This is a genomic window from Streptomyces sp. NPDC004609 (assembly GCF_042873655.1).
Taxonomy (GTDB): Bacteria; Actinomycetota; Actinomycetes; order Streptomycetales; family Streptomycetaceae; genus Streptomyces.
Window position 1 is genome coordinate 37,699 of sequence record NZ_JBIALS010000027.1, and the last position, 26,470, is coordinate 64,168.

21 protein-coding genes are annotated in these 26,470 nt (G+C 71.5%); 11 read left to right on the forward strand and 10 right to left on the reverse strand.

Translation table 11 applies throughout. From position 1 onward, the window contains the following. The first annotated feature begins 2 nt into the window (after window positions 1-2). Both ACFYT4_RS24780 and ACFYT4_RS24785 read left to right on the forward strand, forming a co-directional pair. Window positions 3-1,268, forward strand: coding sequence for an FAD-dependent monooxygenase (locus ACFYT4_RS24780; protein ID WP_389273006.1), 1,266 nt, complete (start codon window positions 3-5; stop codon window positions 1,266-1,268). Window positions 1,269-1,586: 318 nt separating this feature from the next. Beyond that, a complete protein-coding gene (locus ACFYT4_RS24785) occupies window positions 1,587-2,921 on the forward strand; it encodes an MFS transporter (RefSeq protein WP_389273009.1) in 1,335 nt (444 codons plus the stop codon). A 295-nt stretch (window positions 2,922-3,216) separates the two neighbouring features. Here the strand turns inward: ACFYT4_RS24785 and ACFYT4_RS24790 are convergent, their stop codons facing one another. Continuing rightward, window positions 3,217-3,807 carry a PadR family transcriptional regulator gene (locus ACFYT4_RS24790; protein WP_389273012.1) on the reverse strand — a complete coding sequence of 197 codons (591 nt, stop codon included), beginning with the start codon at window positions 3,805-3,807 and terminating at the stop codon, window positions 3,217-3,219. Window positions 3,808-3,977: 170 nt separating this feature from the next. Here ACFYT4_RS24790 and ACFYT4_RS24795 point away from each other — a divergent pair, with 170 nt between their 5' ends. Further along, complete coding sequence (locus tag ACFYT4_RS24795; protein ID WP_389273015.1) at window positions 3,978-5,075, forward strand: Rieske 2Fe-2S domain-containing protein; 1,098 nt, start codon at window positions 3,978-3,980, stop codon at window positions 5,073-5,075. A gap of 27 nt (window positions 5,076-5,102) precedes the next feature. Next, window positions 5,103-6,149: a PDR/VanB family oxidoreductase gene (locus tag ACFYT4_RS24800; protein ID WP_389273018.1), complete on the forward strand. Its 1,047-nt coding sequence runs from the start codon at window positions 5,103-5,105 to the stop codon at window positions 6,147-6,149. 176 nt (window positions 6,150-6,325) lie between these two features. On the opposite strand, the gene ACFYT4_RS24805 is transcribed toward ACFYT4_RS24800, so the two are convergent. Beyond that, window positions 6,326-8,698, reverse strand: coding sequence for an ABC transporter permease (locus tag ACFYT4_RS24805; RefSeq protein WP_389273186.1), 2,373 nt, complete (start codon window positions 8,696-8,698; stop codon window positions 6,326-6,328). Between the two features lie 11 nt (window positions 8,699-8,709). Next, window positions 8,710-9,402: an ABC transporter ATP-binding protein gene (locus tag ACFYT4_RS24810; protein ID WP_389273021.1), complete on the reverse strand. Its 693-nt coding sequence runs from the start codon at window positions 9,400-9,402 to the stop codon at window positions 8,710-8,712. Between the two features lie 217 nt (window positions 9,403-9,619). Between ACFYT4_RS24810 and ACFYT4_RS24815 the strand changes: the two genes are divergently transcribed. The 3 genes from ACFYT4_RS24815 to ACFYT4_RS24825 all read left to right on the forward strand — a co-directional run bounded on the left by ACFYT4_RS24815 (window position 9,620) and on the right by ACFYT4_RS24825 (window position 13,244). Next, window positions 9,620-10,897 carry a sensor histidine kinase gene (locus tag ACFYT4_RS24815; protein WP_389273024.1) on the forward strand — a complete coding sequence of 426 codons (1,278 nt, stop codon included), beginning with the start codon at window positions 9,620-9,622 and terminating at the stop codon, window positions 10,895-10,897. After that, a complete protein-coding gene (locus tag ACFYT4_RS24820) occupies window positions 10,894-11,568 on the forward strand; it encodes a response regulator (protein WP_389273027.1) in 675 nt (224 codons plus the stop codon). Before ACFYT4_RS24815 ends, ACFYT4_RS24820 begins: the two co-directional genes overlap by 4 nt. An 881-nt stretch (window positions 11,569-12,449) precedes the next feature. Beyond that, window positions 12,450-13,244 carry an IclR family transcriptional regulator gene (locus ACFYT4_RS24825; protein WP_389273030.1) on the forward strand — a complete coding sequence of 265 codons (795 nt, stop codon included), beginning with the start codon at window positions 12,450-12,452 and terminating at the stop codon, window positions 13,242-13,244. A 282-nt stretch (window positions 13,245-13,526) separates the two neighbouring features. On the opposite strand, the gene ACFYT4_RS24830 is transcribed toward ACFYT4_RS24825, so the two are convergent. The 6 genes from ACFYT4_RS24830 to ACFYT4_RS24855 are packed head-to-tail and all read right to left on the reverse strand — an operon-like array spanning window position 13,527 to window position 20,238. Next, the gene (locus tag ACFYT4_RS24830; protein ID WP_389273033.1) at window positions 13,527-14,882 is read right to left on the reverse strand and encodes a serine hydrolase domain-containing protein; all 1,356 of its coding nucleotides are present in this window, start codon (window positions 14,880-14,882) and stop codon (window positions 13,527-13,529) included. A gap of 47 nt (window positions 14,883-14,929) precedes the next feature. Further along, window positions 14,930-15,823: an ABC transporter permease gene (locus tag ACFYT4_RS24835; protein ID WP_389273036.1), complete on the reverse strand. Its 894-nt coding sequence runs from the start codon at window positions 15,821-15,823 to the stop codon at window positions 14,930-14,932. 15 nt (window positions 15,824-15,838) lie between these two features. After that, window positions 15,839-16,786, reverse strand: coding sequence for an ABC transporter permease (locus ACFYT4_RS24840; protein ID WP_389273039.1), 948 nt, complete (start codon window positions 16,784-16,786; stop codon window positions 15,839-15,841). Beyond that, complete coding sequence (locus ACFYT4_RS24845) at window positions 16,783-17,841, reverse strand: oligopeptide/dipeptide ABC transporter ATP-binding protein (RefSeq protein WP_389273042.1); 1,059 nt, start codon at window positions 17,839-17,841, stop codon at window positions 16,783-16,785. The genes ACFYT4_RS24840 and ACFYT4_RS24845 overlap by 4 nt, the downstream gene beginning before the upstream one ends. Further along, a complete protein-coding gene (locus tag ACFYT4_RS24850; protein WP_389273045.1) occupies window positions 17,838-18,713 on the reverse strand; it encodes an ABC transporter ATP-binding protein in 876 nt (291 codons plus the stop codon). Before ACFYT4_RS24850 ends, ACFYT4_RS24845 begins: the two co-directional genes overlap by 4 nt. Continuing rightward, on the reverse strand, window positions 18,706-20,238 hold the full coding sequence (locus ACFYT4_RS24855; protein ID WP_389273048.1) for an ABC transporter substrate-binding protein: 1,533 nt from the start codon (window positions 20,236-20,238) through the stop codon (window positions 18,706-18,708). The genes ACFYT4_RS24850 and ACFYT4_RS24855 overlap by 8 nt, the downstream gene beginning before the upstream one ends. A gap of 640 nt (window positions 20,239-20,878) precedes the next feature. On the opposite strand from ACFYT4_RS24855, the gene ACFYT4_RS24860 reads away from it, so the two are divergent. Together ACFYT4_RS24860 and ACFYT4_RS24865 are read left to right on the forward strand one after the other, a co-directional pair. After that, complete coding sequence (locus ACFYT4_RS24860) at window positions 20,879-21,670, forward strand: IclR family transcriptional regulator (protein WP_389273051.1); 792 nt, start codon at window positions 20,879-20,881, stop codon at window positions 21,668-21,670. A 392-nt stretch (window positions 21,671-22,062) separates the two neighbouring features. After that, window positions 22,063-23,673 (forward strand): amidohydrolase, encoded by a 1,611-nt coding sequence (locus tag ACFYT4_RS24865; protein ID WP_389273054.1) that lies wholly within the window; start codon window positions 22,063-22,065, stop codon window positions 23,671-23,673. A gap of 151 nt (window positions 23,674-23,824) precedes the next feature. Here the strand turns inward: ACFYT4_RS24865 and ACFYT4_RS24870 are convergent, their stop codons facing one another. Next, window positions 23,825-24,445, reverse strand: coding sequence for a helix-turn-helix domain-containing protein (locus ACFYT4_RS24870; protein ID WP_389273057.1), 621 nt, complete (start codon window positions 24,443-24,445; stop codon window positions 23,825-23,827). Between the two features lie 56 nt (window positions 24,446-24,501). Here ACFYT4_RS24870 and ACFYT4_RS24875 point away from each other — a divergent pair, with 56 nt between their 5' ends. Together ACFYT4_RS24875 and ACFYT4_RS24880 are read left to right on the forward strand one after the other, a co-directional pair. Further along, complete coding sequence (locus ACFYT4_RS24875) at window positions 24,502-25,551, forward strand: saccharopine dehydrogenase family protein (protein ID WP_389273060.1); 1,050 nt, start codon at window positions 24,502-24,504, stop codon at window positions 25,549-25,551. Further along, window positions 25,548-26,390: a class I SAM-dependent methyltransferase gene (locus ACFYT4_RS24880; protein ID WP_389273063.1), complete on the forward strand. Its 843-nt coding sequence runs from the start codon at window positions 25,548-25,550 to the stop codon at window positions 26,388-26,390. Before ACFYT4_RS24875 ends, ACFYT4_RS24880 begins: the two co-directional genes overlap by 4 nt. Window positions 26,391-26,470 lie beyond the last annotated feature (80 nt).

Genomic DNA, 26,470 nt, shown 5'->3' on the forward strand with positions numbered 1-26,470 from the left:
ACATGAGAACCACAGACACCACCCGCCCCGACGTCCTCGTGATCGGCGGCGGGATCGGCGGCCTCTCCGCGGCGCTCGCCCTCAGCCGCAAGGGGCTCGGAGTGCGCCTGTACGAGCAGGCGCCGACGTTCGGCGAAGTCGGCGCGGGCCTCCAGATCGCACCGAACTGCACCCGCATCCTCGACGACTACGGGCTCCTCGACGAGGCCGTCTCGCTGGGCGTCACGCCCGGACACATGGTCATGAAGGACGCCGTGGACGGCAGCGAGCTCACCCGCCTCGACCTCGGGGACCTGGAACGCCGCTACGGCTTCCCGTACATGGTGATCCACCGCAGCGACCTGCACGGCATCATCCTGCGCGCCTGTGAGCGGGCGGGCGTAGAGCTGGTGAACGACGCGCGCTGCGTGGCGTACGGGAACACCGCCGGCGGTGCGCGCGTCACCTTCGCGGACGGCCGGACCGACGAGGCCGAGGTCGTCATCGCCGCCGACGGTCTCCACTCGGTCGCGCGCAGGCTCCTCGTCGACGACGAGCCGGTCAACTCCGCCTACGTCGCCTACCGCGCCGCCGTGCCCTACGAGCAGGTGCGGGGCAACGGTGTGCACCAGAAGGACGTCGTGGTGTACGTCGGACCGCGGTGCCACTTCGTGCAGTACCCGCTGCGCGGCGGTGAGATGTTCAACCAGGTCGCCGTCTTCGAGTCGCCGAAGGCGCTGGCGGGCGAGGAGAACTGGGGGACACCCGACGAGCTCGACCGGGCCTTCGAGGGCACCTGTGGACCGATCCGGCAGGGGCTGCCGCTGATGTGGCGCGACCGCTGGTGGCGGATGTTCGACCGTGACCCGATCGCGAAGTGGGTCAGCGGCCGGATCGCGCTCCTCGGGGACGCCGCCCATCCACCGCTCCAGTACATGGCCCAGGGCGCCGTCATGGCCATCGAGGACGGCTGGGTCCTCGCCGAGCACGTCGGCGCCCAACACGGCCGGCGGTCGCGGGAGTCGTCCGGCGTCGACTGGGACGCGGCGCTCGCGGCCTACGAGGCCGCCCGTCCCGAGCACTGCCGCCGGGTGGTCACCACCGCACGCCGGTGGGGCGAGCTGTGGCACCACGACGGGATCAACCGGCTCCGGCGCAACGCGCTGCTGCGCTCCCGCGACACCTACGACTACACCTTCACCGACTGGATCTACGGCCCCACCGCGCTGACTCCCGAGCAGGAACCGCGGCTCTACCCGACGATCCCGCTGGACTCGGTGGAGGTCTGAGCACCGTCCCGTCGCGTACGTGCCCGGGCCCCGCCTCCCGTACGCGTGCGCCCGGCCGGCCCGAGTCCGCGTCCACCGGCACTGCCGGTGCCGCGAGGAAAGCAACCACCCGTGCCCCAGCAGGTGCGAGGCGCCGCACCTCCACCAGGGGACCGACCGAGGGCACTGAACACCACCCCGCCGCCGGTTCCCCCAGTACACCTCCCCCGGCAGACCGGCCCGTACCGCCGACACCCCCACACACCTTCCACAGGTGTCCTCGCCGCCGCCATCCCCGCCGCCCGCCCTTCGGGACCACACCCTCAGGAAGGAACAGAAGTGGACCTCCGCGCCCGCATCGACGCCGCGCCGATGAGCCCCTATCAATGGCTGATCGTCGCGCTGTGCATCGTGCTCAACATCCTCGACGGCTTCGACGTCATGGCCCTGGCCTTCACGGCCAAGAGCATCAGCGCCGACTTCGGGCTGAGCGGCTCGGCCATCGGCGTGCTGCTCAGCGCCGGACTGATCGGCATGGCCGTCGGCGCCCTCACCCTGGCCCCCATCGCCGACCGGGTCGGCCGCCGGCCGCTCATCCTCCTCTCCGTCGCACTCGCCACCGTCGGTATGGCCCTGTCGGCCACGGCGGGATCCGCAGGGCAGCTCGGCGCCTGGCGGGTCCTCACCGGTCTCGGTATCGGCGGCATCCTGGCCTGCACCACCGTCATCGCCAGCGAGTACTCCTCCGCCCGCTGGCGCGGACTCGCCATCAGCCTCTACACCGCCGGGTACGGCATCGGCGCCACCCTCGGGGGTCTCGCCGCGGTGTATCTGCGCACCGAACACGGCTGGCGGGCGGTGTTCGTCGTCGGAGCGGTCCTCACCGGCGCGGCACTGCTGCTGCTCGTGCTGCTGCTCGTGCTGCTGCTGCCGGAATCGATCGAGTTCCTCGCCACACGAAGACGCGCCACCGACCTGGCCGCCGTCAACCGGATCGCCCGCCGCATCGGCCAGGAACAGGTCACCTCCCTGGAGACGTCCGCCCGCGCGGGGACCGACCGGGCCGGGCGTATCGCGGACCTGTTCTCCGGAGCGGGCGCCCGCCCGACGATCCTGCTGTGGATCGCGTTCTTCACCACGATGTTCGGCTTCTACTTCGTCAACTCCTGGACGCCGGCGCTGCTGGAGACCGCGGGACTGACGACGGATCAGAGCGCGACCGCGGGCATGATGCTCACCCTCGGCGGCACCGTCGGCGCCGTGGTCTTCGGCATGGCGGCCACCCGCAGGCCGACACGGACGCTCCTCATCGTGTTCACGACGCTCTCCGCCCTGTTCATGGCCCTGTTCATCGTCTCGACCTCGGTCCAGAGCGTCGCCTACGCCCTCGGCATCGTGATCGGCGGTCTCGTCAACGGATGCATCGCGGGGCTGTACACCCTCGCCCCCTCCCTGTACGGGCCGCGGCTGCGCACCACCGGCGTCGGGTGGGCGATCGGCATCGGACGGGCGGGTGCCATCCTCGCTCCCACGGCGGCCGGCATGCTGCTCGACTCCGGATGGACGCCCGCGCAGCTGTACTTCGCCGTCGGCGGCGTCGTCCTTCTCGCCACCCTGGCTCTGGTGTTCCTCCGCCGGGCCCCCGTCCCGGGCCCGGCCGCGGTCGTCAGCTGATGCCGTGGGGCCGGATCGGACGCGGTGGCGCTCTCGCGGCCGTCCCGCTCCGAGCCGCCCCATCGCGCCGAACGGCCCCGAGCCACCCGTGCATCCTCCAGGAACCGGGCCCGCGGTGCGCGATCCCGACCGGCGCCTCAGCCAGTGGCTCGACCAGCGGTCACCTCACCGGCGGCCCGACCGGGAGGACGACTCGATCCGCCTCCCGCCGACGCCGGATGTGAACTCCGCCCACCCCTCCCGGCGCACGCCGTCCGGGCCCGCGCAGCAGCTCCTGCCCCCGGGCCCCGGCCGGCTATCGGTCGTCCGGGAACTGTTCATCGATGAGGTCGAGCCCCCGGCGGGCCCACGCGATCTCCGTCCGGGCGCGCTCGACCAGGCCGTCGTAGGCGAAGACCTTGAAGGCGACGATGCGGTCGTGCTGCTCCGGAGGCGACGCGGCCAGCCGTGCGGCGAGCGTCGGATTGGTACGATCCAGCAGCCGCTCGCGCAACTCCAGCCACTGATCGAGCTGTTCGGTGTGGAACGCGATATGCAGCCTCAGCTGCTCCCGGGCCGCCTCGGGGCTCGACCATTCCAGGTACGCGGCCTTGAGGTGATGGACGTCCCGCTCCCGCTGGTATCCCAGCGGAGTGTTGACCCACTCGCGGAACCGCCGCACCCCTTCGGGCGTGATCCGGTACTCGCGCTTGGTCCGACGCCCACCCGACGGCAGCTCCTCCGCATCGACCAACCCCTCCTTCTCCATGCGCCGGAGCTCGGGGTAGATCTGCGAGTCCGGCGCGTGCCAGACGAACCCGACCGAACTGCTGAACTGCTTCGCGATGTCGTAGGCGGTCAGCGGGCGCGCCGTGAGCAGGGCGAGCAGCGCATACCTCAGACTCATCGGCCGCCTACCTTCGGGCCCGGTGGTGACCTGTCGCGGTCCCCGTGCCGACAGCGGTCTTGCCAATACCTATGGCCATAGGCATAGTGTAGGCCATCCCCCCGATACCTATCTCCATAGGTATCTCTTGGGTCGGGGCGAACCGGCCCAACCCTCGCTTTGGAGGACCGATGCGTTACCCGGAGACGAAGACGCCGACGACGAACAAGACCCTGGGACACCCGCTCAACGCCTGGTACGTGGCCGCGTGGGATCACGAGGTCGTGAGCAGCGAGATCTTCTCCAGGACGGTCGCGCATCGCCCCCTGGCCCTGTACCGCACCGCGGAAGGCCGGCCGGTCGCGCTCGCGGACGCGTGCTGGCACCGTCTGGCACCGCTGTCCATGGGCAAGCGGGTGGGTTCCGACGAGGTCCAGTGCCCCTACCACGGACTGCGGTTCAACTCCGCCGGGCGCTGCACCTACATGCCGGCTCAGAGGACCATCAACCCGAGCGCCATGGTGCCGTCCTTCCCGGTCGTGGAACGTCACCGGTTCATCTGGGTCTGGCCCGGCGACCCCACGCTGGCGGACCCGGACACCGTGCCCGACCTGCACCAGATGAGTTCACCCGACTGGGCCGGGGACGGTCTCACCATCCACGCGAAGGCCAACTATCAGCTGATCCTCGACAACCTCATGGACCTGACACATGAGGAGTTCGTCCACTCGACCAGCATCGGCCAGGAGGAGCTGAGCGAGTCCGACTTCGACGTCACCCATGACGAGCGCACGGTCACGGTCACCCGGTGGATGCTCGACATCGACGCCCCGCCGTTCTGGCTGAAGAACCTGCGCGACAGGTTCCCCGGATTCGAGGGCCGGGTCGACCGCTGGCAGATCATCCGCTTCGAGGCCCCCTCGACCATCCGTATCGACGTCGGTGTGGCGAAGGCGGGCACCGGAGCACCGGAGGGTGACCGAAGCCAGGGCGTCAACGGCTACGTGATGAACACCATCACCCCGGAAACGGACCGGACCTCCCACTACTTCTGGGCCTTCATGCGCAACTACCGCCTGGACAGCCGGCTCATCACCACGCAGACCAGGGACGGCGTGTCGAGGGTCTTCGCGGAGGACGAGCGCATGCTCGTGGCCCAGCAGGAAGCCATCGACGCCCATCCGGACCACGAGTTCTACAGCCTCAACATCGACGCCGGCGGCATGTGGGTGCGCCGGCTCATCGAGCGCATGCTCACGGCCGAACAACTCGTCGCCGCCCGCTCCTGACCCTTCACCGAAACGCGAGGAAGAACAATGGCGGCTGAAGACCGAGCCGGATGGCAGACCGGACGCGTTGTCGAGACGGAGTCCGTGGCGACCCGCATCCGGCGCATCGTGCTGGAGACCGGGGATCCGCGGCCGGCCGCGCCCGGGTCCCATGTGAAGGTCGTCGTCGGCATCGGCGCCCGCGCGGACACCCGCTCGTACTCCGTGGTGTCCTCCAGCGCCGACGGGCGCTTTCTCACCCTCAGCGTGCAACTCGCCCCCCGGTCCCGGGGCGGCTCGGTGTTCATGCACGCCCTGCGGCCCGGCGACCCGGTCGAGATGAGCCGGCCGACACAGAACTTCCCCCTCCGCGTAGGGGCGGAGAAGTACGTCCTGCTGGCCGGCGGCGTCGGCATCACGGCGATCGCGGAGATGGCCCGTGTGCTCCGCCGGCTCACTTCCGACTACCTCCTGGTGTACGTCGGCAGGACCCGGGAACACATGGCCTACCTCGCCGAGCTGGAGCAGCTCCACGGGGACAGGCTCCGGGTCCACGTGGACGACGAGGGCACGAGCCTCGACGCGGCGGCACTGGTCGACGAGGTCGCCGCCGCGGGTCCGGCGGAACTGTACATGTGCGGTCCCATCAGACTCATGGACGTCGTCCGCCGCCGCTGGCAGGACAGGGCGCTGCCTCCCACCGACCTGCGGTACGAGACCTTCGGCAACAGCGGCTGGTTCGAACCCGAGGAGTTCGTGGTCTCCATACCCCGGCTCGGCATCGAGACCACGGTGGAAGCCGGCCAGTCGATGCTCGAAGCCCTGGAGGGCGCGGGTGTCGAGATGATGTCCGACTGCCGCAAAGGCGAATGCGGCCTGTGCCAGGTGAAGGTGCTCGGCCTCCGGGGGCGGGTGGACCACCGCGACGTGTTCTTCTGCGACGAAGAGAAGAAGGAGTCCCGGAAGGTGTGCGCCTGCGTCTCCCGGGCCATCCGGGACACGAGCACGGAGAGCGGCTCCCGCACCGAGGACCGCGACCCCGTTCTCGCACGTCCCGCGGGCGAACGCGCCCGGCTCACCCTCGACATCCCCTGAGCCTCGGTCCACGCCGCGTCCGCCGGGTGCGCACCACTTCTCGGCGTGTGCGGCCCCCCGCCCGGGTCACGTCCGCCTCGACACCTGCCCCGGACGGACGCATCGCCCGCCTGCGGCCGCACGGCAGCCCGACGCCCGCGGCTCCGGCGGACGTGACCCGGCGGTTCAGCCGGTCCTCACTCCGTGCGCAGCGCCGTGGCCGTACGGACCCTGGCCGCCCAGCCCGCCGGGAGCAGCGCGCCCAGCACGGCGATCGCGATCCCGGCCAGGCCCAGCAGCACGAGCTGCGGAGCGTCGTACACCTCGATGACCGACGGCGGCAGCTCGGTGCCCGCCGCATGCCCCATCACCGGCAGCACCACGCCGTGCAGCGCGAACCCGGCCGGCACGCCGATCAGTCCGCCGAACACACCGATCCCCGCCACCGAGGCGAGCACCAGGCTCACGGTCTGCCGCGGTGACATGCCGAGCGCCTTGCAGACGCCCAGGTCGTGGACACGTTCCCGGGTGTCCAGGACGACGGAGTTCAGCACACCGAGACCTGCCACGGAGACCAGCATGAGGGTGAGCAGTACCGCCATCGCCTCCAGGATCAGGATCGTGTTCTCCCCCTCCGACGAGGAGTGGGCGATGGCGGTGCCGCCGAGCGGCTGCACCACGGCCTCCAGCTTCCTGGCGTAATCGGCGGGGGAGACCCCCGGCCTCAGGTCGATGAGGAAGACGCTGGGCTTCGCCGAGGGGAAGTCGGCGAGGTCCGCGTGGATCTCCGGCCTGTCGTCCGACGTGTCGAAGGCCGCGCCGACGATCCGCAGGGTCGCCGTGTGCTTCTGGAAGGTCACCCGCACCGTGTCACCGACCCTGGTGCCGGTCTTCTCCAGGAAGCCCCACGGCACCACGACCTGGCCGGCGCCGGTGATCCAGTGCCCGGAGATCATCGCAAAACCGCCGGAACGCGAATCGCCCTGGTAAAGGCTGAGCCGCGCGGTGCCGGAGATCCCGGTCACGGTGGCATCCCCCTGGGTCTTGCCGTAGTACGAAGCGGTGCCCGGCTGCGACTCGACGGCGGCGCGCACCTTGGCCGGGTCGGCGGACGGGGGCGTGGTGCCGTTGCCCTGGGGGCGCGGTCCGGCGTGGGGGGCCGGTCCGCTCCCCGTGTCGGGTCTGGCGGTGACGGCGGTGACGGCGGCGCGGTCCTCGGGGTCCTGAGCGTCGCCGACCGCGTTCAGGGACGCGGTCAGCCCCAGCGCGAAGGTCGCCGCGACCGTGCCGAAGGCCACCGCGAGCAGCATCGCGAGCGTACGGACCGGGTGGGCGAAGGGACTGGCGAGGCCATAGGTCACCGCCCGCGGCAGCGGCAGCCGCCCCGCCGCCCGGTGCGCCCACCGGCCGCGCCCCGTGCGCGGCGCCCGGCCGACCGCGATGGCCTCGACCGTACGCAGCCTCCCGGCACGCAGCGCGGGCACCAGTGCCGTGATCCCGACGACGAACAGCGCGGCGGCCGGCACCACCAGGTTCACCCACCAGGCCACCGAGAGCGCGGCCGTGCCGTACACCGACTCGGTGTCCTGCAGCAGCGGCATCGCCAGGAGGTTGCCCAGGACGACCCCCAGCGCGATGCCGGCGCCGGCCGGGATGAGCGCCTGGGCGACATATGCCCGTACGATCTCGCGCGGGGTGAAGCCGATGGCCTTGAGGACGCCGATCCTGCGCAGGCCGGTGCCGACCGCGCCGCTGATCACACTCCCGACGATGATCACCGACATCACGATGCCGAGCACACCGAACGCGATGAGGAACGGGACGGTCGGCGCCGCGCCCTGGTCGGCGGCACGCTTGGCCTCCAGCCAGGACTCGGTCCCCAGCAGCGCCCCGGCGGGCACGGCGGCGGCGAGCTTCTTCCGGCCGGCGGAGATCTCGCCCTTCGTCCCCGCGGAGTCGAAGCGGTAGAGCATCTGGCTCGTGACCGGGCCGTCCGTCGACGCCAGCGCGCCGACCTGCGCGGGGGTCGCCCAGGCGTCGGCGGTCCTGCCGGCCGACACGGCGAAGCCGACGACCGTCAGGGCCTGGCCGTCCGCGGCGTCCGAGGACGTGAGGGTGGTGCCGATCTCGATGAAGGGGCCGGTGAACGAAGCGGAGAGCACGATCTCGCCCGGCTTCGCCGGCCACCGGCCGGACTTCAGGTCCAGCTTGTCCACGTCACCTCGCGAACCGGACCGTCCGACCAGGGTCAGGCCCGGCAGTTGCCGGCCCTGCGGATCCACCGGCTGGATGATCGTGGACGGGAACGGCCCCGCGCTCGCGGTGACGCCGGCCAGCCGCCCGGTGTCCTTGAGCTGCGCCGCACTCGCCTTGGCCGGATCGAACCGCGCGGTGATGTGCGCCCCGCGCTGCTTGGCGAAGGCGTGGTCGAACGGCGCGTCGGCGGCGATCATCAGCGACCCGGCGACCACGGCCGAGGCCACCGCCATCATCGTGGCGATGGCGACGATCACCGTCTGCACCCGCCGCCGGCCCACCCCTGAGCGTACGACCCGGCCGAGCGCCCCCATGCCCCGGCGGCTCAACGGACGGCCTCCGCCCGTGTGTCGCGGGCGAGGTGACCGTCGACCAGATGAATCGTGCGGCTCGCGCACGCCTCGGCCAGCGCCAGGTCGTGCGTGACCAGCACAACGGTCTGCCCGCCGCGGTGCAGATCCACCAGCAGCTCCCGAACGTCGTGGCCCGAGGCGGTGTCGAGCGCGCCGGTCGGCTCGTCGGCGAGCAGCAGCGCGGGCCGGTTGACCAGCGCGCGGGCCACCGCGACCCGCTGGCGTTCGCCGCCGGACAGCCGGCCCGGGTAGGCGCGGGCGTGCCGGGCGATGCCCAGCACCTCCATCAGCTCACCGGCACGGGCCGCCGCCTTCCGCCGCGGGGCCCCGGTCAGCTGGGCGGGCAGCTGGATGTTGTCGGCGACGGTGAGGTCGTCGAGCAGATTGAAGAACTGGAAGACCATGCCGACCTGCTCGCGGCGGAACCGGGCCAGCGCGTGCTCGCTCAGCCGGTCGATCCGCCGCCCGGCGACGGTCACAGCCCCCTCGGTCGGCTTGTCCAGGCCGGCGACGAGGTTCAGCAGCGTCGACTTGCCACTGCCGGAAGGGCCCGTCACGGCGAGCGCCTCGCCCCGGTCGACGGTGAGCGTGAGCTGTCCGAGCGCCGGCGTGCCGGCGCTGTCGTACCGCTTGACCACGCCTTCCAGTTCGATCACCTGGGTCATGGGGAGTGTCCGTCCTTGTCGCTCGGAGAGGGCCTTCGCTGGCTCCAGGGAACGTAGGTGCGGCCGTCCGGCGGGCGCGTCGGCCGCGGCACCGACATGGGGCCCTTCCCGCGGCGGATCCGGCCGCGGGGTCATCCCTGCGACGTACTCCTCACGGGCAGGCCCCTGGTCGCACAGGCGGATGCGGGCGGGACGGGCGGGGCCGCACAATGAGCCGGTGGGTACGGAGGACCGGCACGGATGGCATGAACTACTGAGCGAGGCGCTGCGCCCCGAGGCGAGGGCCGCCCCGCTGCCGCGCAGGGCGGTGCGCGCCGATACGGTGCTGGCCGTCGTACTGACCGTCATCGCGCTGATCGTGGCGGCGCGTTACCCCGACAGCGGACCGGTCCGCATCAAGCCGGACGTTCCGTATCCGCCCCCGATTCCACCGCCGGGCTTCAGGGTGCCGGAGAGCGAGCATGCCCCGGCGGTCTGGCCGCTCGTCGTGCTGTCGGCGCTGCCGCTCCTCGCCCGGCGCCGGTATCCGCTGGCCGCGTTCGCGGTCGTGATGGGCGCGACGCTGGCCACGGGTGAGAACGCCACCTGGATGAACGTGGTGACCTGTGTCATCGGGGCCTGCAGCGCCGTCGTCCACAGCCGCTACCGGATAGGGGCGATGGCCGGTCTGGGCGTCGCCGCCGTGCTGGCCGGCCTGGCGTTCCGGGAAGCGGAACCCATCCTGCCGGGCTGGTTGAGCCCCGCCGTCATGCTCCTTTGCGCCGGGGTTCTCGCCGGCCTGGTCCGGATCTGGCAGCGGCAGTCGGCCGCGAGCCGGGACCGGTACGCGCGGCTGCAGCAGGCCCAGGACGAGGCCACACGCCGGGCCGTCGAGGAGGAGCGCTCCCGGATCGCCGCCGAGCTGCACGACGTCGTGACCCACAATGTGAGCGTGATGGTGATCCAGGCGGGCGCGGCCCGCAAGGTGATGGACACGGCGCCCGAACGGTCGAAGGAAGCGCTGCTCGTGGTGGAGGCGGGAGGACGGGCCGCCATGGCCGAACTGCGCCATGTGATGGGCCTGTTGGCCGCGCCGGACAACGAACGGCCCGACGGCCTGGAACCCCAGCCCGGACTGGAACGGCTCGGCGCGCTCATCGAGCGGGTGCGTTCCGCCGGGACGCCGGTGCGCGTCGCGCTGTCGCTGCCGCCGGAGCCGCTGCCGCCGGGGGTGGACCTCGCGGCGTACCGCGTCGTCCAGGAGGCGCTGACCAACACCATGAAGCACGCGCCCGGCGCCGGCGCCGTCGTCGTGATCGGCTACACCGAGGACTGTCTGGAGATCGAGGTCACGGACACCGGCGGTGTGCGGGCCGCCGTACCCCCGGACGGCAATGGCCGCGGCCTCATCGGACTGCGCGAGCGGCTGGCGGTCTACCACGGCGAACTGACGTCCGGGCCGACCCTTGCCGGAGGTTACCGGATCACGGCGCGAGTCCCCCGGCGGACCGTATGAACAGGCCGCCCCTGCGGGCCGTCATCGCCGACGATCAGGCCCTGGTGCGTACGGGTTTCGGGATGATCCTCGCCGCCGACGGCATCGAGGTGACGGCCGAGGCCGCCGACGGGGCGGATGCGGTCGCCGCGGTCCGCCGCACACGGCCCGATGTCGTCCTCATGGACATCCGGATGCCGCAGATGGACGGCATCGAAGCGACCAGACGCATCCTCGCCGACGGCGGCCCGGGCGGAACCCGGGTCATCATCCTGACCACCTACGACCTCGACCACTACGTCTACGCCGCCATCACCTCCGGTGCCAGCGGCTTTCTGCTCAAGGACGTCAGCCCGGAGCATCTGGTGGCCGCCGTACGCATGGTGCAGTCCGGCGACGCACTGCTCGCACCGGCGATCACCCGCCGGCTGATCGAACGCTTCGCGGAGCGCGACGAGGTGAAGGCCGCCTCCCTGCACCGGGACCTGTCCGGCCTGACCCCGCGCGAACTCGAAGTGCTCCGCCTGCTCGCGACGGGCCTGAGCAATGCCGAACTCGCCGATCGGCTGTTCCTCAGCCCGACGACGGTGAAGACGCACATCGGCCGCATCCTGTCGAAGCTGGACCTGCGCGACCGCGTCCAGGCCGTCGTCCTGGCGTACGAGACGGGGCTGATCGTCCCAGGAGGCTAAGGGCTGTCCCGCGCGCGGGAGTGGAACAGCGCCCGCAGCGGATCGGCCCGGTCATCCCGAAGCCGCCGGGAAGTGACACGCGCCTCAGGCCCGGAGACGTGGTGCGAAGGACTGTTGCCCACGCGGAACCGGCAGGGGCGGCGCCGTTCACGAGAGCAATCGGTGTGGACGCGGGGCTCGGTGAGGGGCCCACGGACGGCGTCGCCCGTGGCGGAGCTTTCTGCCCCATCCGGGTGATGCTCTCCGCTGCGAGAGTTCTCCGGACGCGGCGCGTGCGGCCTGTTGCCGATGGCCCTTGGGGCACTCGGACCACGGCACGTGCACACGGCGGCAAGGGGAGAGGGAACAGCCCGCATGGGCCTGTCGGAGGAGGGCCGTCGACCTCGCGCCGAGCGGGGGCACCCGGCGCGACGGCTCTCCCGCCCGCGCGGGCGGTTCGGGCGGTGAGGGTGGAGTGATGGGGTTTGCGGGCGTTGTCGGTGCTGATGGGGTGTCGATTCGGTATCGCGCGGAATTACCGGCAGTGCCTTGTCTGGGAATATTGTTATGCAAAGTCCTACGTTGCAATCGGATGCTGGTTGCTGGCAGGGTAGAGGGTCTGCGAACAGCCGAATGATGACCGAAGTGAAGCAATACGGGGAGGTACCAGCCTTGTTCGACGTGGTGCTGCATGGAGGCCGGGGGGCCTACCGGGTGGCAGCGCCCCCGTCCGGGGCCGGTCCCGCAGCCGACGGGGTGGACGTTCCGACTGCAACTCGGCCGGGTGCCCGTTCCGGACAGCGGTCGGGACCGGGCGATCAGGGCGCGGTCGGTGCGGGGTCCGTCGGGCGGACCTGGTCGTGTGACACGCCGTCGGTCCGGAAGGGGCCGGGGGCGGACCGGTGACCGAGGTCGAGGGGAAGCCCGCCACGGCGCGCAACAACTCCGCTTCGCTGAGGCGGGCGCTCGCCATCCTGCTCCACCTCGGGGAGGGCGCCGGCGCGGGAGGCGCCACACTCACGGAGCTGACATCGGCCCTGAGCATGAACAAGAGCACGGTGTTGCGTCTGCTGGCCCCGTTGTGCGAGGTACGGCTGGTCGAGCAGGACGCGCGCACCGGCCGCTACCGGCTCGGATCGCGCACCGCGCAGCTGGGACATGTCTACCTGGACCACCTGGACCTGCGGGACACGGCCCACGATGTGCTGGAGCAGTTGACCTCCGACACGGGCGAGACCTCCTACCTGGTGATCCCCGATCTGCCGGAGGTGGTCTACGTGGACAAGGTCGACAGTCCGCGATCGGTGCGGATGCACTCTCCCATCGGGAGCCGTCGTCCGGCCTACTGCACGGGCGTGGGCAAGGCCCTGCTGGCACACGCCGGCACCGAGGCGGTGAACGCGGCGATCGCGCACGGCATTCCCCGGCGCACCCCCCGGACCCTCACCACCCCCGAGGCGCTGCGCGCCGACCTGGCCGCGATCCGCTCGCGCGGCTACGCGGTGGACGACGTCGAGAACGAACCGGACATCCGCTGCGTCGCGGCACCGGTGTTCGACCACGCGGGCGCGGCGGTCTGCGCGGTCAGCGTGTCCGGGCCCGCCGCGCGCGTCACCGCCGAGCGGGTTCCCGCGCTCGGACCGCTGGTGTCGGCCGCCGCCGCGGAGATCTCGCTGCGGCTCGGCGGCGCCCGCTGAGCCTCGCCGGTGGTCGTCCGGCCGCTCCCCGGTCCGCCCGCCGACGGGAACCGTCCCGGCGTACGGTCCGTCAGGTGCCGGGATCGCCCTCGTGGTCGCACCGCCGGGCCGCCTGCTGAAGCGCCCGGCCCGCCGAGGAGCGGGGCCGGAGCGAACCGTACGCCCACCTCAGTTGACCGACCTACGGCTGTCGCCCCGTGCCACGGGCGGCGGCCGCTCACACCGGTGGGACGGAGGACCCCGGTGAGGCCGGCCCGCCGGGGTCCTCCGCCCGCACGCGGGTCAGGAGACCCGGCGCGCGATCCGATCGTGATGGCGCAGGGCCGACACGGTGCCGTCGGGCTCGCGGACGAAGGAGACGGCGTCCCCGAGGGGGCTTCCGTCGTCCGCCAGCGCGACCAGGGTGTCCGGCGGAGCCAGTACCAGGCGGTCGGGGGAGTCGAGGGCGATGACGTACTGGCCCGGTTCGGCCGGTGCCTGGTTCGCGATGATCCTCATCTCGCCCTCCGCCTTCCCCGGTACGAGGGTGATGGTGCCGTAGAACCCGCAGTCGTAGGTGCCCTGCAAGGCGTCCGCCAGCTCGTCGCGGACCGGGAGCAGGGCGGGTGCGGGCGTTTCCCCGAACGCCTCTGTGAGAATCAGCCGCTCGACCTCCTCGGCCACGGCGCTTCCCTCCAGCGAGTTCGTCAGGACGGTGTAGGCGAGGCCGCGGGAGGGGACGAGCACCAGGCGTGACGCGTAGCCGATGGTGAGCCCGTCGTGCGACATCGACGGGCGGCCCGCGCGGTCTTCGAGCATCCAGGCGAGCCCGATGTCACGGCCCGCGCTCCCGCGATGGGCCTGGACGCGGAAGAGGCCGCCGGGCGCGGCGGGCGAGGTGACGTGGACCGCGTACCGCATGAGGTCGCGCGCCGTGCTGAGGACCCCGCCGCCGGGCACGTCCCAGCCCGGGAGCTGCCAGTGCCGCTGCCACCCCTGGTCGACGAGCAGGGTGGGCCGGCCGTCCCGGTCGCGGCCGTGCGGTGCGGCGACCCGGCGGGTCACGACCTGGTCGGCGGTGGTGAACGTGCCCGACATCCCGGCGGGGTTGAGCACCTCGTCCTGCAGGACATCCGTGTAGTGCCGGCCGGTGACGCGCTCCACCACCGCGGCGGCCACCATGATCCCCGGACCGCTGTACGAGTAGTCCGTGCCCGGCGCGAAGAGCAGCGGGCGGCGCACGAAGTGGGCCAGCGACGCCTGGACGGAGTCGTCCGCGTGGCCGGCGAGGAGATTCGGGGCGTCGGCGATCATGTTCTGGGCGTCGATGCCCGAGGTGTGGGTGATCAGATGCCGCAGGGTGATCCGCTCGTCGATGCCGGTCCCGGCGGGGAACAGCGGCGCCACGGGACCGTCCAGCTCCACCCGGCCCCCGTCGGCCAGGCGCCCGATGACGAATCCGAGCAGGGTCTTGGAGATCGAGCCGACCTGGAAGACGGTGTCGGGATCCACGGGCAGGCTGTGCGCCACGTTGGTGACGCCGTAGCCGAGCAGCGTGGTCTCGCCGTCGGCCAGGACGCCCACCGCGGTGCCCGGCACGTTGTGCCGGGAGAGGATCTCGGGGACATGGCCGTCGAGCAGGGCGGTGAAGTCGGACACGGTGATGTTCTCCTGCGAGGGTGCGGGGTGCGGGGTGCGAACCGGGCTCAGGCGCCGGCCGCGGTACGGGTGTGGGGATCGAGCCGGTCGCGCAGGACGTCGCCGAGGAGGTTGAACGCCAGGACGAGGACCACGAACGCGATCGAGGGGAACGCCACGACCCAGGGATCGGTGAGCAGGTACTGCTGGGACGACGAGATCATGCTGCCGTAGTCCGCGTCGGGCGGGCGGACGCCGAACCCGAGGAAGCTCAGTGCCGCGTAGGCCCCCTCCGCGGTGGAGAGGTTGATGGCGGTCATGATGACGAGCGGGGAGGCGATGTTGGGCAGGATGTGGCGGAACACGATCCACAGCCTGCCGCGGCCGCACAACCGCGCCGCGTCGACGAAGGCGCGCTGCGCGATCTCCAGCGTCGAGCCGCGGGCGATGCGCGCGAACCGCGGGATGGTCACGATGCCGATGGCCAGTGACGCGTTGATCAGACCGCTTCCCATCATCGCGATCACCAGGATCGCGAGGAGGTACTCGGGGATCGCGAACAGCAGATCCACGAAGCGCGACAGGACGCCGTCCCAGAAGCGGCCCAGGAAACCGGCCGCCACCCCGATGGCGGTGCCGATCACCAGGGCGAACAGCACGGCGTAGGTCGCGGACAGCAGAGCGGGGCGGGTGGCGGCGATGATGCGCGAGAGCTGGTCGCGCCCCAGCGCGTCCGTCCCGAGCCAGTAGTCCGACGACGGTGGCGACAGCCGCGGGCCGGCGCTGACCTCGTTCGGGCCGTACGGCACGAGGAAGGTGCCGAAGGTCGCCAGGAAGATGTAGCCGAGGATGAGGAACACGGCGATGTTGGCGACGATGCCGCGCAGCGGCCAGCGGAAGGAGCGCTTTTGTACGGGAGACGGTGCGGTGGGCGGTGATGGGCGGGCGACGGTGCTGGTCACGCTGACTCCCGTTTCCTAGGTGTGGATGATGCGTCGGTCGACGAAGGGCAGCGCGATGTCGACGAGCAGATTGCCGAGGATGAACGTGCCGGCGATGACAAGGGCCTGCGCGGTGAGCTGGGAGAAGTCCCGGGTCGAGATCGAGGCGAGCACTCCGCGCCCCAGTCCTGGCAGGCTGAAGATCTCCTCGACGATGAACAGGCCGCCGACGAGGAATCCGAAGATGAAACCGATCAGGGTGAGCACGGGCGGCAGGGCGGCGCGCAGGGCGTAGAGGTAGCGGATGCGCCACTCCGCGATGCCGTTGGTGCGTGCCGTGACGACATGCGGCTGGGCGAGGACCTCGATCATCGACGAGCGGGTCATCTGTGCCACCAGCGGCGCGGTGGGGATACCGACCGCCAGCGCCGGCAGCAGCATGGTCTGGAGGTTGCCGACGGCGCTCTCGGAGAACGGGATGTAGCTCGCCGAGTACAGGTTGGTCAGATACTGCGCCGCCAGATAGAGGGCGGCGGAGCCCGACACGAAGCCGGGAAAGGCGAACACGATGAGCAGGGGGATGCGGATGCCCCAGTCGATGCCCTTGCCCGAACGGGTCGCCGCGATGACCCCGACCGGGAGACCGATCGCCACCGCGATGACCAGCCCCATGAGCGCCAGTTCGAAGGAGACCGGTGCCTGCTGGGCGATCACGTCGAGGTTGTCCTGCCCGGAGATGGGGGACACTCCGAAGTCGCCGCGCAGGGTGCCCGAGAGCCAGTCGAGGTACTGGCGGTAGAGGGGCTGGTCCAGCCCGAGGTCCCGCTCGATCGCGGCGATGGTCTCGGGAGAGGCCTTGGGTCCGGCGATCACCGACGCCGCGTTGCCCGGCACGAGTCCGCGGCCCGCGAAGAACACCAGCGCCGAGAGCGCCAGCAGGACACCGGCGGCACCCGTGAGTTTTTTGGCCAGGTAGAGGATCACAGCACTCCTCCGGGATCTGCTTCGCCCGTCGTGGCGGAGCCGGTGTGCGCGGACCGGGTCAGCGTGAGTTCGCCGGGTTTGTGGCAGCGCACCCGGTGACCGGCGGTCATTTCCGTGAGTTCGGGGGCGACTTGGACGCACCTGTCGTCGGCGATCGGGCAGCGCGGCGCGAACCGGCAGCCCGGGGGAGGGTTGACCGCGCTCGGTGGCTCCCCTCGCAGCACGACACGTTCGATGCCCTCCTCTCCCTGGAAGATGCTGGGTTCGGTCGAACGGAGGGCGACGGCGTACGGATGGAGCAGTCCCCGGTCGAATGCCTCGGCCGGTGCCTCCTCCACGATCTGCCCGAGATACATGACCGCCATCGAGTGGCTGACCTGACGCACCGCGCGCAGGTCGTGCGAGATGAACACGTACGCGGTGCCGGTCTCGCGCTGCAGTCTCTCCAGCAGGTCCAGCACCTGGGCCTGGAGGGAGGCGTCCAGCGAACTCACCGCTTCGTCGAGCAGGATGAGATCGGGGCGGGCGATCAGCGCACGGGCGATGCACACGCGCTGCTGCTGGCCACCGGACAACTGGTGGGGGTAGCGGGAGGCCAGTTCGAGCGGCAGGCCGACGGAGGCGAAGGCATCGTCGACGCGCTGCTCCCGCTCGGCCTTCTCGACACCGCCGAGGGCCTCGGCGACACTGGCCCGTACCGTCATACGGGGGTCCAGGGCGCTCGCCGGGTCCTGGAAGACCGCCTGCACCCTGCCGTCCGCACCGGCGGTGACATCGCGCAGGCCGGTGCCGACCAGCACCGAACCGGACGTCGGGGTGTCCAGTCCGGTGATCAGCCGCCCGAGTGTGGACTTTCCGCATCCCGACTCGCCGACCAGGCCGAGCGTGCGTCCGGCCCGCAGCCGCACGCTGATGCCGTCCACGGCGTGCACCTGGGCGCGTTCGCCCCGCAGGCTGGTGCGCCGCATCCGGAAGTGCTTGTACGCCTCACGGACGTCGAGCACCACATCCTGCCGGTCCTCGGATGCCTCGGTCGGTGTCTGCTTCCCGGTCATGTCACCATCTCACTCGGGCTGTCCCCGACGCCGGAGGCCCTGCCGCGCGCAGCGGCGATCAGGGACCGGGTGTAGGGGTGGGTGGGCCGGGTCAGGACTTCGGACGCCGCACCCTTCTCGACGATCTGCCCCTCGTACATCACCATCACCGTGGTGCACAGCTCGGCGACCACACCGATGTCGTGCGAGATCAGCAGGAGGGTCATGCCGGCCTCGGCCACGCGCTCCCGCAGCAGTTCGACGACCTGCGCCTGCACGGTGACGTCCAGCGCCGTGGTGGGTTCGTCGGCGATCAGCAGGTCGGGATGGTTGAGCAGCGCCATGGCGATCATGACGCGCTGCCGCATGCCTCCCGACAACTCGTGCGGGTAGCTGCGCCGCTTGACCTCGGCGTCACCGATGCCGACCCGCCGCAGTGCCTCTTCCACGGTCGCCGTGCGCTCCTTGCGGCCGAGCGACCGGTGTGCGGACAGCACGTCGGACATCTGCCGCCCGACGGTGAAGACCGGGTTGAGGTTTCCCAGGGGGTCCTGGGGGACGCGCGACATCCGGGTGCTGCGCAGGGCCCGCAGCTCGGAAGGCTTGAGGTGCGTCAGATCACGGCCGTCGAGATCGACCCGGCCGGTGACCGAGGCCGAGGCCGGCAGCAGCCGCAGGACGGCTGCCGCCAGCGTCGACTTCCCCGATCCGGACTCGCCCACCAGTCCGACACGGTCGCCGGGCCGGAGGCTGAAGGAGACGTCGTTCACGGCCGGCCGCTGGGCCCGGCCGTAGCGCACGGTGAGTCCCTCGATGTCGAGCAGCGGGTCCTGTTCGCCCGCCGCACGGGCCGCGCCACCGGTGGCGCGGCCCGATTCCGGAGTGCTAGCCACGGCTCACCCGGGCCAGGAACGCCCGGCTCTGGCTCGCGGGCATGTCGACCCCGGTCAGTTCCTTCTGGTGGGCGACCAGCAGGTTGGTCGCGAGCAGGGTGATGGTGGGATACACGTTCTCGGCCTCCCACTGCTGGACGGCGACGAGTGCCTTCTCGTAGGCGGCCGGGTCGGCGGCGCTCAGGGCGTCGTCGAGGAGCTTCTTCAGCGGGGGCGGGACGGGGCCCTGGCGTCCTTCGGCCGGTGCCACGTACTGGTACGGGTTCGAGTAGTACGACTGGGCGTTCCAGCTGAGGGCGTACTTGGCCTCCCCGAGCCGGTCGGCCCACGCACCGACCTCCAGCGGGTCGAGCTTGATCTTGATGCCGGCCTTCGCCAACTGGTCCTGGAGGGTGGCCACCAGGTCGTTGGTGCCGGGGTCGTAGGCGCTGATGTACATCAGCTCGGTGGAGATGCCGTTGGGGAAGCCGGCCTCCTTGAGGAGCTGCTTGGCCTTGGCGGCGTTCTGGGTCGAGTTCGGGACCTCGGCGGGCTTGGGCGCCCAGGAGTTGCTGTCGGGGATGTAGACGCTGGGGCGGGCACCGTCGCCACTGTAGGCGTGCTCGGCGAGGCCGGTGCGGTCGAGCGCGAGGGCGAGTGCCTGACGCACCTTCACATTGTCGAACGGCTTGGTGAGGTTGTTGACCTGGAGGAAGATCGTGGAGTCCGTCGGGACGTTCTTGACCTCCAGCTTGTCGGAGCCGGACAGGGTCTTGGCGCTCGACGTGGCGGTGAAGATGAGGTCGACCTTGCCGGCCCGGAGATCGTTGACCTGGGTGGAGGTGCCCGGGACGTAGAGCACCGTGAGCTGCTCCGACGCGGTCTTCTCGCCCCAGTAGTCGGCGAACCGCTTGAGCTTCAGCTCGCTGTTGGGGCGGTACGAGTCCTGCTGCCACGGACCCGTACCGACCATACGGGTCGCCATCTTCTCCGAGGTCGCGGCCTTCTTGTTCATCACGGCGCAGCCCCACACCAGCGGGTTCGCCATGTTGTTGACGAACCCGGCGTCGGGGCGGCTGAGGTGGAACACCACGGTCGAGTCACCGGACGCGACGGCCTTCTCGAACGTGGGGAACAGTTCCTTGGCGATCCCGTCCGGGCTGCTCTTCAGCCGTTCGAAGGTGTAGGTGACGTCCGCGCTGGTCAGCGTCTCGCCGTTCTGGAACTTGACATTCTTTCTGAGGTCGAAGGTGTACGTGAGTCCATCGGGAGAGCGCTTGTAGCCGGTGGCCAGCTCCGGCTCGATCTTCCCGTCCGGGGTGGTGGTCATCAGGCACTGGTAGGACAGCTGCCAGGCGAACCGGTCGGCGTAGAGCGCCGAGCCCTGCGGATCGAGCGTCGAGGGTGCCGCGGTCTCGGCCACGGTGATGCCCTTGGAGGACGAGCCTCCGCTGGGCGGCGGGGAGCAACCCGCCGCGACCGCGGCAGTCGCACAGGCCGCGAGGGCCGCTGCTGAGCGGAAGGCATGGCCGTGTTGCTTCTTCATCTGAACCTCTTCTGGACAGGTCTGCGTCTTCCCGGTCCGGCTGCACAGCCGCTGACGGATCGCAAGACATGAGGTTTGCAATGCAATTCACCGAAATGCATTGCGGAATGCTTACTGACGCCTCATAGTGCTGTCAAGGCTCGGTGAGGCAGGAAGGAGTCGTGTCGGCCCCACCCCCGGGCGCCCCCGGTACCCCGGGAGGAGCGAAGGGTTCCGCTTGCCTCCGTCCCCGGCTCCCCGAGCGGTGGCCGACCGGAGATCCCGCCGTCGGCGGCGGACCGCACCGGCACTCCGCGCGGACGGGAACCGGTCACACACGCGCCGGTGACCAGTGCTTTGGGCGCCGTACGAGCCAGTGGTCCGAAGCCCGCCAGGCTCGTAAGGCGCCGGAACAAACCCGTGACACACGAGGGAACCGACCCCGGGAAGGGACGGGAGAACACGTCCGCGCACCACGGTGCGGGGAAGAGAGCGACGCGGCACGACCGGGCCATACCGCGCGTGATCGGCGGCAGACCCGCGCCGGCACAACACGCCGGAGACAACCGTCCCGCCGCCAGGAGCGGATGCCCGCTCGCGGACCGCCGCGGCGCACCCACACGCGCACCGGGGGCGTCCCCGGAAGAGAGGAGTACGCAGGATGAGCCCGGACCTGAACCCCACCCCGGGACGCCGTAACAATTCGGCGTCGCTGCGGCGGGCCATCTCCATCCTTCTGCAGCTGGGAGAGTCGACCGACGGGACCGGGTATTCGCTCGCCGAGCTCAGCCGCGAACTCGACCTGAACAAGAGCACCTTGCTCCGCCTGCTCCAGCCGCTCCTGGAGGCCCGCCTGGTCGAACACCCCCCGTCGGGCCGCTATCGCCTCGGCTGGCGCATGGCCCAGCTCGGCAGGGCCTACCTCGCGGGCCTGGACCTGCCGCGCAGCATGCACGACGTCCTTCTCAAACTCGCCGCACAGACCCGCGAGACCGTTCATCTCGTGATCGCCGACTTCCCGAACATCGTCTACATCCACAAGGTGGACACCCCGCACCCGGTCCGCATGTTCTCGCGGATCGGGAACAGCGCCCCCGCGTACTGCACCAGCGTCGGCAAGGCCATGCTGGCCCACGCCGCACCGGAGACGGTCGACCTGGTGATCGCGAACGGCATGCCCGCGCACACACCGCGCACGATCACGACGGCCGAGCAGCTGAGGGCCGCCCTGAGTGAGATCAGACAGCAGGGCTACGCGGTCGACGACATCGAACACGAGGAGGGCATCCGGTGCGTGGCGGCGCCGGTCTTCGACCACGCCGAGGCCTGCACCACCGCCATCAGCGTCTCGGCGCCCGCGGACCGGCTCCCCGCCGAGCATCTGCCGAAGCTGGCACCCCTGGTGATCGCGGCCGCGAACGAGATCTCCACCCGGCTGGGAGCGATCCGGTGAGCCGCGGCCCGCGGCGGTCGGCGGACGACACCGCGTACGCGGGACGCGACACCGGCCCCGGGGCGGTGCCGACGGCTGAGAACGCCGCCGCCCGGCGGCGACCGGGCGCGGCACCCGGTGCGAGCGCCCTCACCGTACCGATCCACCGCCACCCGGATCCCCTGGCCGGAGCCACCCGTCCAGGGAACGCGGTGCTCGTGGCATGCCCGCCCGTCCTGTTCACCGCCGGTGTCGCCACGGCGCCGCGAACCCGCGGGACCCGCCCCCGCGCTCCCGTACTCGCCTGAGTACCGTCGACTCCGACAGACCCCACCGATCCCCTCGCGGTCGGCCCGCCCGGCCGGCGGCGCCTCTGCCACGGTTCCCCTCTGCAAGCAAGGAGTTTGCCCACCGTGTCCTCAACCCTGGTCTTCCTCGGGCCCGTGCGCACCGCCGGCGACGCGCACGGCGACACCACCGCCCTCGCCGTGCGCGACGGCCGCGTGGCCGCACTGGGACACGACGCCGAGAGGCTCACGGACGGAGCCTCGGAGGTCATCGACCTCGGCACGGGACTGCTGATGCCCGCCTTCGGAGACGGTCACGCACACCCCCTGTTCGGTGGCCTGGAGCACTTCGGGCCCCGGATCAGGGACCTGCGGTCGGTCGACGCCGTCGTGGCCGAGGTCGGGCGCTGGGCCGCCGGGCACCCCGAGGCGGAGTGGATCGTCGGCGCGTCCTACGACCCCTCGCTCGCGGCGGGCGGAGACTTCGACGCGCGATGGCTCGACGAGGCCGTCGCCGACCGTCCCGTGGTGCTGCGCGCCCACGACTACCACACGGTCTGGTGCAACACCGAGGCGCTGCGGCGGGCCGGTGTCGGCGCGGACACCCCCGATCCCCGCCTCGGCTGGATCGCGCGCCGACCCGACGGCACCCCGCTCGGCACCCTGCGCGAATGGCACGCCTGCGACCTCGTCCTCGATCAGGTCCCGCGACGGCCTGTCGGGGAACTCGTGGACGCGATCGCCCTCGCCACCGGGATCTGCGCCCGCGCCGGCCTCACCTGGGTGCAGGACGCCTGGGTGGAACCGGAGATGGTCGACGCCTACCTGGCCGCGGAGCGGGCCGACACCCTCGCGGTACGGGTCAACCTGGCCCAGCGCGCCGACCCCGACCACTGGCGCGCCCAGCGCGGTACCTTCGCCCGGGCCCGGAGCCGGGTCGAGCGCGAGGCCGGTGACCTGCTCTCCGCACGGACGGTCAAGTTCTTCAGCGACGGGGTGATCGAAGGGGGCACGGCCGCGCTCCTCAGCCCGTACGAGGACGCCCCGCACAGCTGCGGCATGCAGGTATGGGAGCCGGCCGCCCTGGCCGAGGCGGTCCGCGCCTTCGACTCCGACGGCTTCCAGGTCCACATCCACGCCATCGGTGACGCGGGCGTCCGGGCCGCCCTCGACGCGATCGAGTCGGCCATCGAGGCGAACCCGCTGTGGGACCGCCGCCCGGTGATCACCCACGTACAGCTCACCGACCCCGCGGACCTGCCCCGCTTCGCCCGTCTCGGCGTGATCGCCAACTTCGAGCCCCTGTGGGCGCAGCTCGACCCGATGCAGACCGAGTTGTCCGTGCCCCGTATCGGGGAGACCCGTACCGCACGGCAGTATCCGATGGCGGAACTGGCGGGCCACGGGACACGGCTGTCCTTCGGCAGCGACTGGCCGGTCAGCTCGCACGTGCCGCTGGAGGGCATCCAGACCGCCGTCACCCGGCGCACCCCGGACGGCCACCCCGAACACGGATGGACACCCCACCAGCGCCTGACCATCGACCAGGCCCTGGAGGCGGCGACCGCCGGGGTGGCCTACCAGGCATTCGCCGACGACCGCCTGGCCCTGGTCCCCGGGGCCCCCGCCGACCTGGTCTGGCTCGACACCGACCCCCGCACCGTCGATCCCCTGCGCATCAGGGAGATCGCCGTACGGGGCACCTGGCTCAACGGCCACCGGACACACCGCTCCTGAGCCGTCCGACCTCACTTCTCGTGGTGTGGCCCCGGCGGCGATCCTCTCCGCAGCTCCGGGGCCGTATACGACGGCGGCTTCCGCGGGCGTCCGGGCCCGAGCGGGCAGACGGTTCACGCTGTGCCGGCGGCCGAGTAGACCACCCCTCGGCTCAGGGCAGCAACTGCCGTACGAGTGCGTCTGCGGCCCAGTGCTCCCAACGGGACGGGGACCAGCCGCGCCCCGTGACCAGGAGGGCGTAGGTCTCCGGGCCGAGCACGGTCACGGCGATGTCGGCGGCGGAGGCGGCGTCGTGGCCGTCGCGCAGCGCGTCGCCGGCCTTCTCCACCAGCGCCTCGGCGAATCGCCGCTGGACCGTGTGCCGCTGCTCCCCGTTGGCTCGCCACAGCTCGGCGAGTTCCGCGTCGGCGGCGGCTGCCGCTCGCACCACCTCCAGCACGGGAGCGGCGCGCTCCAGGACGCGCCGGGCACCGGCGGCCTGGAGGGCGAGTTGCGCGGCGGGGGCGGGCTCCGCGAGGACCTCGCGCGCCCAGGGCCGGTCGAGCGTGGTGATCGGGTCCGTGTCACCGGCGATCGCGGTGTCCAGGGCCTCCTTCAGCAGAGCGCGCTTGTTGCCGAAGGTGAAGTACACGGTCTGCACGCCCACTTCGGCGGCGCGCGCGATGTCCTCGACGGTCGTGCGCGTCCAGCCGCGTTCGACGAAGAGGCGGTGGGCGGCGTCGAGCATCCGCCGCCGGGTACGAAGGGCCTTCTCGGCGCGGGTGGTGGGCACGGGTCCACGGCTCCTGAACTTTGACTGTAGTGACACTACAGTGTATTCACTGGAGTATGACTACAGCGAAACCGCCGGGTCCGGACTCGGCCGGGCGCATCCTCGTCGTGGGCGGCTACGGCGCCGTCGGCACGACCGTGACGTCGGTACTCGGCGCATGGTTCCCCGGCCGTGTGGTGCCCGCCGGTCGCGACGAGGCGAAGGCCCGCCGACTCGGCGGAGTCCGTGTGGACGTCGGGGACCCGGACGGTTTCCGCCAGACGCTGGACCTACTCGGTGATGTGACCCTTGTCGTGCTGTGTGTGGAGCCTCCGGACACGACCATCGCCCGGCTCTGTCTGGAGCGCGGCATCCACCTGGTCGACGTCGGTGCCTCCGCGCAACTCCTGGACGGAGTAACGGATGTGGGTCTCCCGACTCGGCAGGCCGGCGCCTCGGCCGTGCTCAGTGTGGGCGTCGCGCCCGGTCTGACCAACGTGCTCGCCCGACGCGCCCACGAGGCCGTCGGCGGCGCGGAGCGCATCGACCTCACGCTGCTGTTGGGAGCCGGGGAACACCACGGTGCCGACGCGCTGCGCTGGACCCTCGCAGGTCTGGCCGAGCCCGTGCCCGCCCGTCCCGCGCGGATCGAGTTGCCCGGCTACGGCACCAGGACGGCCCACCCCTTCCCGTTCTCCGACCAGTACACCCTTCCCCGTACTCTCGGCGTCCCCCGGGTCACCACACGGCTGTGCCTGGACTCCCGCCCGCTGACCGCCGCCCTGTTCGCACTGCGTCGCGGCGGGTTGGGGCGCCTCGCAGGAAGTACGCGTGCCCGGCGGGTGCTGACGCACGTCATGGGCCGTGTCCACCTCGGCAACGACGGCTTCGTGGTAGGCGTCGACGCCTGGCGCGGCGACCGGCACGCCGCGTACGCCCTCATCGGACGCGAACAGAGCCGTGCCACAGGACTCGTCGCCGCGTACGCCGCCCGCGAGGTGCTCACCGGAACCGTGCCCGCGGGTGTCCACCACATCGAGCAGGTGGCCGGGCTGGCCGGGGTGCCGGAGGAACTGGGCGGCCAGGGAATCTCCCTGCTGCGCCACACGGGAAGGGTGTCCCGATGACGGAGGGCGGCTGGCGTGGTGGCGACTACACCACGGCCGGTGACGCCTGGGCGCATGCCGCGGACGACGTGGCCGCCCGTGCCCTGGCCGGCCTCGGCCCCGTCCGGGGCGCGACCGCGCCCCACGTACTCGACGTGGGCACCGGCTCGGGACCGGCCGTACTCGCGGCCGTGCGGGCCGGTGCCCACGCCGTGGGCGTCGACCTGGAACCCGGCCTGCTGCGCATCGCCGAGTCCCGGGCGCGTCAGTCCGGAGCAGGTGCGGGCAGCGCCCGGTTCGTCGCGGGGGATGCCCAGGCACTGCCCTTCGTCACGGACGCGTTCGACATCGTCCTGTCCACCTTCGGCGTCATGTTCGCCCCCGAACCATCCCAAGCGGCATCCGAGTTGGTCCGCGTCTGCCGGCCGGGAGGACTGATCGCCGTCGCTTCCTGGACACCCGACGGGATCATGGGCCGGATCGCCCCGACAGCGCGGCGCCACCTCGGCCATCGGCCGCACGCAGCGGACCCGGGCATGCGCTGGGGCGACCCCGCGCAGGTCCGCTCCTGGTTCGCCCCTCTCCCGGTGACCGTGCGGACACAAGTGGAACGCGTCCGCGTGAGGTTTCCCTCGGTCAGGCACGCCGTCGCCGCCTTCGAGAACAAGCCCGGTCCCCTCCGCGAACACCGCGCCGCGCTCGAAACCATGGGGCTGTGGCAGTCCGCACGGGCCGATCTCGCCGACCTGTTCGCCGCACACAACCGGGTCACCGACGGCGAGCTCGTCTTCGACGCGCCCTACCTCCTGGTGCTCGGCCGGGTCGGGGCGGGCGAGGTGCGCCCTTTCGTACGTACCTGATCAGGCGTCGGACCGGCGCCTTGCGGATACGGCACTTCCTGGCCGTATCGCGGCAGGGCAAGACCCATAGGTCTCCAGGC